This is a genomic window from Kitasatospora sp. NPDC054768, assembly GCF_053612025.1.
The window spans coordinates 1-7,922 of sequence record NZ_JBSHBN010000256.1; the positions used below are offsets into that span (position 1 = coordinate 1).

Consider the following 7,922-nt stretch of genomic DNA (forward strand, 5'->3'; position numbering starts at 1 on the left):
CGGGGGAACGGCCGGGCCCGGAGTGCTTCCAGCGCTCGGTGCCGCGCGTCAGCCGGTGATCATCGTCCTGCCTTCGATCGTCGTCCAGCCGCCCCAACCGCCCGGGACCGGGTCGGCCTTGTAGGTGACGTGGTTCAGGGCGCCGTTCTGCCCGGTGGCGAAGAGGTCCAGCACGCCCGCCGTGGCGTTGAACGTCACGGTCGGGAAGCGGCCGGTGGTGAACTTCCAGTCCCCGACGGACGTCCAGTCGCGCCACCGCTTGTCGTCGGGCTGCCACTCGGCGCGGGCGAGGACACCGTCACCGCCGACCACGAACAACTTGAAACCACCGGTGGCGGGGTCGAAGACCGCCGACGGCGAGCCCGCGAACTGCCGGCCGGGGATCTCGTACCAGCCGCTCCACTTCGTCATGCCCGGCGTGTAGTACGCGTGCGCGACGACCCCGCTGGTCCGGGTGGCGAAGACCTCCACGGTCCTGGTGACCGGGTTGTAGGCGGACGTGGGACTGCCGGAGAACGTCCAGCCGGAGTCCTGGGCGTACCAGTCGCGCCAGCCCTGGCCGTCCGACTTCCAGTAGGTCTGCTTGAGTACGCCGTCGTTGTTGATCGCGGACAGCTCGATGCCACCGGTGGAAGGGTTGTACACGGCGCTCGGGCTGCTCACGAACTCCCCGTTGCCCCGGAGGTCGGTCCAGCCGCTCCACCCCGTCGTGCCCTGGGTGTAGTACGCGTGCGCGACGAGCCCGGTGGTCCGGGTGGCGAAGACCTCCGCGGTCCTCGTCGCCGGGTTGTAGACGGCGGTGGGGCTGCCGGTGAACCTCGGGCCGCGGTCCTGGAAGTACCACTCGCGCCAGCCCTGGCCGTCCGGCATCCAGTAGGTCTGGGACAGCACGCCGTCCGTGCCGATCGCGAACAGCTCGGTGCCGCCGGTGGAGGGGTTGTACAGCGCGGTGGGAACGCTCGCGAACTCCCAGTTGCCACCGACCTGCGCCCAGCCGCTCCAGTTCGTGCCGTCCGGGCTGGAGGAGAACACCACGTGGTGGTTGCTGTCGACGGCGAAGACCGTGGAGATCTTCCGGACCGGGTCGTAGACCGAGCTGCGGGCGGCCGGGTTGGCGGTGACGGTGTCCCACCAGCCGCCGCGGACCTGGTCGATCCACCCGCCGAGGTCGTCGACGCGGGAGGAGTACGCGCCGGTGCGGGTCTCGGTGGCGGGCACGCCCAGGCAGCCGCCCTGCCAGGAGCGGGAGGCCACGGCCACCAGCTCGGCCCTGCCGTTGACCTGGCGGATCGTCGGGGCGCCCGTGTCGCCCTTGCAGACCGCCGCGCCGCCGGTACCGGTGGTGCCGATGCCGGTCGCGCTCACGGTGTCGAGGCTGAACGCGCCGCTGTGCAGCTTGTTCGTGATCCACTCGGCCTTGGTCCGGCCGTACCCGGGCACCCGCAGCGTCTCCCCGGCGCTGGGGGCGGTGGTGGCGACCGCGATCGGGGCGATGTCGGTGACGGGCTTGGCCAGCCGGGCGAGGACCAGGTCACGGTCCTGGCGCGGCGCCAGCTCCACGACCTCCGTCACCGTGCCCGCGCCGGTCGTCAGGTCGGTGCGGCCGATGGTGGCGGTGGTCTTCCACTTGGGCGCGCCCGCCGCGAGGGCCTGCGGCTGCGCCGGGTCGTCGGAGAAGCAGGAGGCCGCGGTGGCCACCCAGTAGCGGTCCACCAGCACGCCGGTGCAGGCGCGCACGTTGTCGCCGATCACCAGGCGCGCGGTGTAGGCGTAGGTGCCGTCCGCGGCCGGGTCGCCGACCACGGCGACGGCCGGGGTGAAGGTGCTCAGCGTGCCGGCGGCAGCGGCCGCGACCAGCACGCCGGCCCGCCAGGAGCGGACCTGGGACTTGCGGGACATGAGGGATCTCCCTGGAACGTTCGAGAGGGACGGCACTCCACGGATGCGCGGGGTGCGGACGGGGTTCACCGCCGACGGTGCGCCCGGCCGGGGGGCCCGCCCTGCGGGTGGCGGGGCGGGCCGCATCGGGTCTGCGGCGGGTCAGGGGGCGGAGGGGCCGCCGTGGAAGCGGACCCAGCCCGGGCCCTGCGGGTCGACGGACCACAGGGTGTTGTTGACGTCCCGCACGTAGGTGACCAGGTGCTCGGTGGCCGGGTCGACGACGGTCTGCGGGACGGCGTCCGCGGCGAGCGCGGTACCGGACGGGGTGAGGAGGAACTCGGTCCACGTCCCGGTGGAGAAGTCCAGCGAGTTCAGCCGGTTGCTCGGACCGTTGACGTACACCACGGTCCGGTTGCCGGTCTTGTCGGCGATCGCGACCGGGTCGGTGGCGGCCATCACGCCCCAGTCGCGCCAGCCCGGGCCCCACGGGTCGACGGACCACAGGTGGTTCGCGGCGTCCCGGACGAACGTGGTGAAGTGCCCGGTGGCCGGGTCGACCACGGTCGAGGGGACGGCGTCGGGGGCGAGGGCCGGCGGGACGAACTCGACCCGGCCGGCGCCGCGGCGGTCGATGGAGTTCAGCCGGTTGTCCGGCCCGTTGACGTGGACGACGATGTGGCCGTCGTTCGGGTTGACGATCGGGACGGGGTCGCTCGCGGCCAGCAGGCCGTAGTCGTACCAGCCCTCGCCCTGCGGGTCCACCGACCACAGGTGGTGGGCGGTGTCGCGGACGAAGGTGACCAGGTGGTTGGTGGCCGGGTCGACGACGGTGCGCGGCACCGCGTCGGGGGCCAGCACCGTGCCGGACGGGGTCGGGACGAACTTGGTCCAGTGCTTGGTGGTGCGGTCGTAGGACCAGAGCCTGTTGTCCGGCCCGTTGACGTACACCATCACGTGGTTGGTGGCCGGGTCGGCGATCGCGGTGGGGCGGGTCGCGGCGTAGGTGCCCAGGTTGACCCAGCCCTCGGCCAGCGGGTCGACGGACCACAGGTTGTTCCTGTCGTCCTGCACGAAGGTCAGCCGGTGTCCGGTGGCGGGGTCGACCACCGTGGACGGCGAGGCCTTCACCACGGTCCCGGAGGGGGTCGAGTGGCGGGTCTTGGTGATCCACATGCCGAGGTCGTCCACCCGGGTGGCGAACGCGCCGGTGCGGGTCTCGGCGGCGGGCACGCCCAGGCAGCCGCCCTGCCAGGAGCGGGAGGCGACGGCGACCAGCTCGGCCTTGCCGTTGACCTCGCGGACCACCGGGGCGCCGGTGTCCCCCTTGCAGACCGCCGCACCGCCCGTCCCCGTGATGCCGACGCCGGTCGCGCTCACCGTGTCGAGGCTGAACGCCCCGGTGTGGGCCTTGTCCGGGACCCACTCGGCCTTGGTGCGCCCGAAGCCGGACACCCGCAGCGACTGCCCGGCCGTCGGCGCGGCGGTGCCCACGTCCAACGGCGTGACGCCGTCGACGGGCGTGGCGAGGCGGGCCATCACCAGGTCACGGCCCTCGGCCTTCACCAGCTCGACCACCTGGACCGACTTCGCACCGACGGTGGCGGTGGTGTTCCACTTCGGCGCGCCGTCGGCGAGCGTCTGCGGCTGCGCCGGGTCGTCGGCGAAGCACGACGCCGCGCTGAGCAGCCAGTACTGGTCGATCAGCACGCCGGTGCAGCCGCGCAGGTGGTCGCCGATGACGATCCGCGCGGTGGTGGCGGAGGTGTTGTCGGCCGCCACGTCGCCGGAGACGGCGCCGGCCGGGGCGAAGGTGGTCAGCGTGCCGGCGGCGGCCGCCGCCACGGCGGCCAGCACACCCGCCCGCCGGGAGCGGAACTGGGACTTGCGGGACATGCGGACTTTCCCTTCGAGTGGGCCTGCGAGAGCCCGCGGGGGTGGTCGGTCTCGTGCCGACGGCCCCCGCGGGGGGGCGGGTGCGGGGCGGGTCAGCCGGTGGTGGCGGCGATGCCCCGGATGGCGCTGCTGTCGACCTTGTAGAAGGTGGTCCAGCTGCCGTCGGCCTTCTTGTCGGCGGTCCAGATCGCGTCGTCGGTACCGAGGGCGAACAGCCGGATGGTGTCGCCGATGGTGGTGGTGGCGACCTGCTTGACGCCGAGGACGGCGGGCACCTGGTCGAAGGTGGTCCAGGGGCCGTTGTCGGTGCTGTCGGTGGTCCAGATCTGCTGGTCGCCGCCGACGGCGAACAGACGCACCGTGTTGCCGATCGTGGTGGCGGTGATGTGCTGGATGGCGCTGCTCTGGATGGACGCGAAGGTGGTCCACGTCCCGGCGGTGTAGTCGCCGGTGGTGGTCCAGATCTGGTCCTCGCCGCCGATCGCGAACAGGCGCACGGTGTTGCCGACGACGGTGGCGGTCACCTGCTTGATGCCGCTGCTGGGCAGGACCTCGAAGGGGGTCCAGGTGCCGGCGGTGTAGTCGCCCGCCGCGGTGTAGATGCGCTGGTCGCCGCCGATCGCGTACAGCCGGACCTTGTCGCCCATGGCGACGGCGGTCACCTGCCGCATGCCGCTGTTGTTCGGCACGGGCTGGAGCGGGCTCCAGGTGCCGGTGGTGGTGTTCTTCGCGGCGGTCCAGATCCGCTGGTCGCTGCCGATCGTGAACAGGCGCACCGTGTCGCCCATCGTGACCGCGCTGACCTGACGCGTGCCGATGCTGTCCGGCACCGCCTCGAAGGTGCCCCACACGTTGGTGGTGTACGCGCCCTCGTTGGTCCAGACCTTGCTGTCCCCGCCGAGCGCGAACAGGTCGCTGGCCGGGCGGGAGGCCTTCACCTGCTTGACCCAGGCGCCGAGGTCGTCGACCCGGGAGCTGTAGGCGCCGGTGCGGGTCTCGGTGGCGGGCACGCCCAGGCAGCCGCCCTGCCAGGAGCGAGAGGCCACGGCCACCAGCTCGGCCTTTCCGTTGACCTCACGGACCGCCGGGGCGCCGGTGTCGCCCTTGCAGACCGCCGCGCCACCGGTACCGGTGGTGCCGATGCCCGTCGGAGCCACGGAGTCGAGGCTGAAGACACCGGAGTGGAGCTTGCCCGGCACCCACTCGTCCTTGGTCCGGCCGAAACCGGGAACACGCAGCGACTGCCCGGCCGTCGGCGCGGTGGTCGCCAGCGGCAGCACCGCGACACCGTCCACCGCCGTGGCCAGACGCGCCATCACCAGGTCACGGTCCGTACGCGGCACCAGCTCGGCCACCTGGGCCGACTTCGCGCCGACCGTCACGGTGGTCTTCCACTTCGGCGCACCGGCCGCCAGGGCCTGCGGCTGCGCCGGGTCGTCGGAGAAGCACGACGCTGCCGTGACCACCCAGTAGTGGTCGACCAGCGCACCCGTGCAGCCCCGCAGGTGGTCACCGATCACCAGCCGCGCGGTGGAGGCGTAGGAACCGTCGGCGGCCGGGTCGCCGACCACGGCGCCGGCCGGAGTGAAGCTGCTCAGCGTGCCGGCGGCCGCGGCCGCGACCAGCACGCCCGCCCGACGGGCACGGACCTGGGACTTGCGGGACATCGGGAATTCCCCCCTGAGGAGTACGAGAAGTGGGTGCCCCGCCGGACCGGCGGCCGGGCGGCGGCCGGCCCGGCGGGACGTGGTGCGGGCCGGGTCAGCCGGTGGTGGCGGCGGTGATCGCCTTCACGCCGAAGGCGCCCCCGGGGACCTCGACCCACGGCGTCCAGTTGCCGGCGTTGTAGTCGGCGTCACGGGTGTAGACCTTGGTGTCCTCGTTGACGGCGACGAAGTGGACGACGTTGCCCTCGGCGCTGCTGGAGATGGCCTTCAGGCGGTTGTCGCTGACCTTGGTCCAGGCCGGGTCCCAGCCGCCGAGGCCGTAGTGGCAGTAGGTGGTGAACAGGTCGCCGAGGCCGCCGATGATCTGGAGGTCGACGGTGTTGCCGCGGGCGGCGGCGGTGATGCCCTGGACGCCGACAGCGCCGCCGGGGATCTCGCCCCACGGGGTCCAGCTGCCGTCGGGCCTGTTGTCACGGCCGTAGACGCGAAGGTCCTCGTTGACGGCGAAGACGTGGACGACGCCGTCCGCGGTGGTGGCGCTGGTGATGGACTTCAGCTTGTTGACGCCGACCTGCTCCCAGCTTCCGCGCCAGCTGCCGGCTGCGTAGTCGGCGTGGGTGCTGTAGAGGGAGCCGTCGGAGCCGATGATCTGGAGGCTGACGGTGTTGCCGCGGACCGCGGCGGTGACGCCCTGGGCACCGCCGGCGCCGCCGGGCACCTCGACCCACGGGGTCCACGCGTCACCGACCCTGCCGTCGTGGGTGTAGACCTTGCCATCGGAACCGACGGCGTAGACGTGCACGGTGTCGCCGATGGCGACGCTGTCCACGGCGGTCGGCGAAGGGCTACTGGCGGTCGACCAGCTGCCGATCCAGCCGCCGGCCTTGGAGTCGTCGACGGTGTTCCACACCCTGCTGTTGATGTCGATGATCTGCAAGTGCAGGCCGGCCTTGACCTCCGCCGTGCGGTAGCGCAGGTCGTTCACCCAGTCGCCGAGGTTGTCGACCCGGGAGCTGTACGCGCCGGTGCGGGTCTCGGTGGCCGGAGTGCCCAGGCAGCCGCCCTGCCACGAGCGCGAGGCGACGGCGACCAGCTCGGCCTTGCCGCCCGTCTCGCGGATCACGGGGGCGCCGGTGTCGCCCTTGCAGACCACCGCGCCACCGGTACCGGTGGTGCCGATGCCCGTCGGAGCCACGGAGTCGAGGCTGAAGACACCGGAGTGGAGCTTGCCCGGCACCCACTCGTCCTTGGTCCGGCCGAAACCGGGAACACGAAGCGACTGCCCGGCCGTCGGAGCCGTGGTCGCCAGCGGCAGCACCGCGACACCGTCCACCGCCGTGGCCAGACGCGCCATCACCAGGTCACGGTCCGTACGCGGCACCAGCTCGGCCACCTGGGCCGACTTCGCGCCGACCGTCACGGTGGTGGTCCACTTCGGCGCACCCGCCGCCAGGGCCTGCGGCTGCGCCGGGTCGTCGGAGAAGCACGACGCGGCGGTCAGCACCCAGTAGCGGTCCACCAGCGTGCCGGTGCAGCCGCGCAGGTGGTCACCGACGACGATCCGGGCGGTGGCGGCGTAGGAACCGTCGGCGGCCGTGTCACCGGGGACGGCGACGGCCGGGGGCGTGGCGAACGTCGCCAGGGCGCCGGCGGCCGCGGCCGCGACCAGCACGCCCGCCCGCAGCTTGCGGGCCGAGGAGTTGCGAAGCATGAGGTGTTCTTCCCAACGTGAAGGGCGGATGCGGGGGGTGGTGGTCAGCCGGTGACGGTCAGCTCGACGAGGGCGGCCGGGTTGCCGCCGGTGCCTTCGCCGACTCCCTGGAAGCCGTTCGTGGGGACGTCGACGGTCTGGGTGGTGGTGCCGACGGTGAGGCCGGCGCGGACCGCGCGGCCGCCGCTGGTCTGGACGAAGAACACGTCGGGCAGCTGGAGGGAGAGGGTTCCCGTCGTGCCGGTGACGGTGAAGCAGATCTGGTTGTCCGGGTTGCCCGGGGCCAGGGTCCCGATCTGGATCTGGGTGGGCTTGCCGCAGTCGGCGAGCAGGATATGGCCGTCGCCGCGCAGCAGCTTCACCTTGGTGATGGCGGCGGCGCCGGGGTAGGAGAAGTCCTCGACGGCCGGCGGCGCGGCGGAGTTGTCCGCGGGGGTGGTGTCGGCGGCGGCGATCGCGGTGGCGGCGCCGAGGACCGCGGCGGTCACCGCGGCGGTGGCCAGCCACCGGCGGGCGGTCCTCCGGGTCGTGCGGGACGGGTTGTTTGTCACCTGGGGCTCCATCGGGAAGGTGAGCGGGTAGCGGGTGGCGGGGAGCAGGTACCGGGGAGCGGGGCGGGCGCGGGTCAGCCGGTGACGCGCAGTTCGAGCAGGGTGGTGGGCTTGCCGCTGCCGCTGCCGCTGCCGATCCCGACGGGGACGGCGGTGCCCTTGGCGATGTCGATGCTCTGGGAGGCGCCCTCGCTGGTGAGCTTGGCGTTGACCGAGTAG

General features: G+C 72.8%; 5 protein-coding genes. All 5 read right to left on the minus strand.

From position 1 onward, the window contains the following. Positions 1 to 48: 48 nt before the first annotated feature. Positions 49 to 1,899, minus strand: a complete 1,851-nt coding sequence (locus tag ACWGKU_RS39270; RefSeq protein WP_452180930.1) for a trypsin-like serine protease — start codon at positions 1,897 to 1,899, stop codon at positions 49 to 51. A 141-nt stretch (positions 1,900 to 2,040) separates the two neighbouring features. Then, positions 2,041 to 3,774 (minus strand): trypsin-like serine protease, encoded by a 1,734-nt coding sequence (locus ACWGKU_RS39275; protein ID WP_401055874.1) that lies wholly within the window; start codon positions 3,772 to 3,774, stop codon positions 2,041 to 2,043. Positions 3,775 to 3,866: 92 nt separating this feature from the next. After that, the gene (locus ACWGKU_RS39280; RefSeq protein ID WP_452180931.1) at positions 3,867 to 5,441 is read right to left on the minus strand and encodes a trypsin-like serine protease; all 1,575 of its coding nucleotides are present in this window, start codon (positions 5,439 to 5,441) and stop codon (positions 3,867 to 3,869) included. A 94-nt stretch (positions 5,442 to 5,535) separates the two neighbouring features. Beyond that, positions 5,536 to 7,152: a trypsin-like serine protease gene (locus ACWGKU_RS39285; RefSeq protein ID WP_452180932.1), complete on the minus strand. Its 1,617-nt coding sequence runs from the start codon at positions 7,150 to 7,152 to the stop codon at positions 5,536 to 5,538. A 44-nt stretch (positions 7,153 to 7,196) separates the two neighbouring features. Beyond that, positions 7,197 to 7,703 carry a hypothetical protein gene (locus ACWGKU_RS39290; protein ID WP_401051216.1) on the minus strand — a complete coding sequence of 169 codons (507 nt, stop codon included), beginning with the start codon at positions 7,701 to 7,703 and terminating at the stop codon, positions 7,197 to 7,199. Between the last annotated feature and the right edge of the window lie 219 nt (positions 7,704 to 7,922).

Excerpts from the sequence above, each read along its gene's own strand:
- ACWGKU_RS39270 (WP_452180930.1), bottom strand. The coding sequence starts at position 1,899 with ATGTCCCGCAAGTCCCAGGTCCGCTCCTGGCGGGCCGGCGTGCTGGTC.
- ACWGKU_RS39275 (WP_401055874.1), bottom strand. The coding sequence starts at position 3,774 with ATGTCCCGCAAGTCCCAGTTCCGCTCCCGGCGGGCGGGTGTGCTGGCC.
- ACWGKU_RS39280 (WP_452180931.1), bottom strand. The coding sequence starts at position 5,441 with ATGTCCCGCAAGTCCCAGGTCCGTGCCCGTCGGGCGGGCGTGCTGGTC.
- ACWGKU_RS39285 (WP_452180932.1), bottom strand. The coding sequence starts at position 7,152 with ATGCTTCGCAACTCCTCGGCCCGCAAGCTGCGGGCGGGCGTGCTGGTC.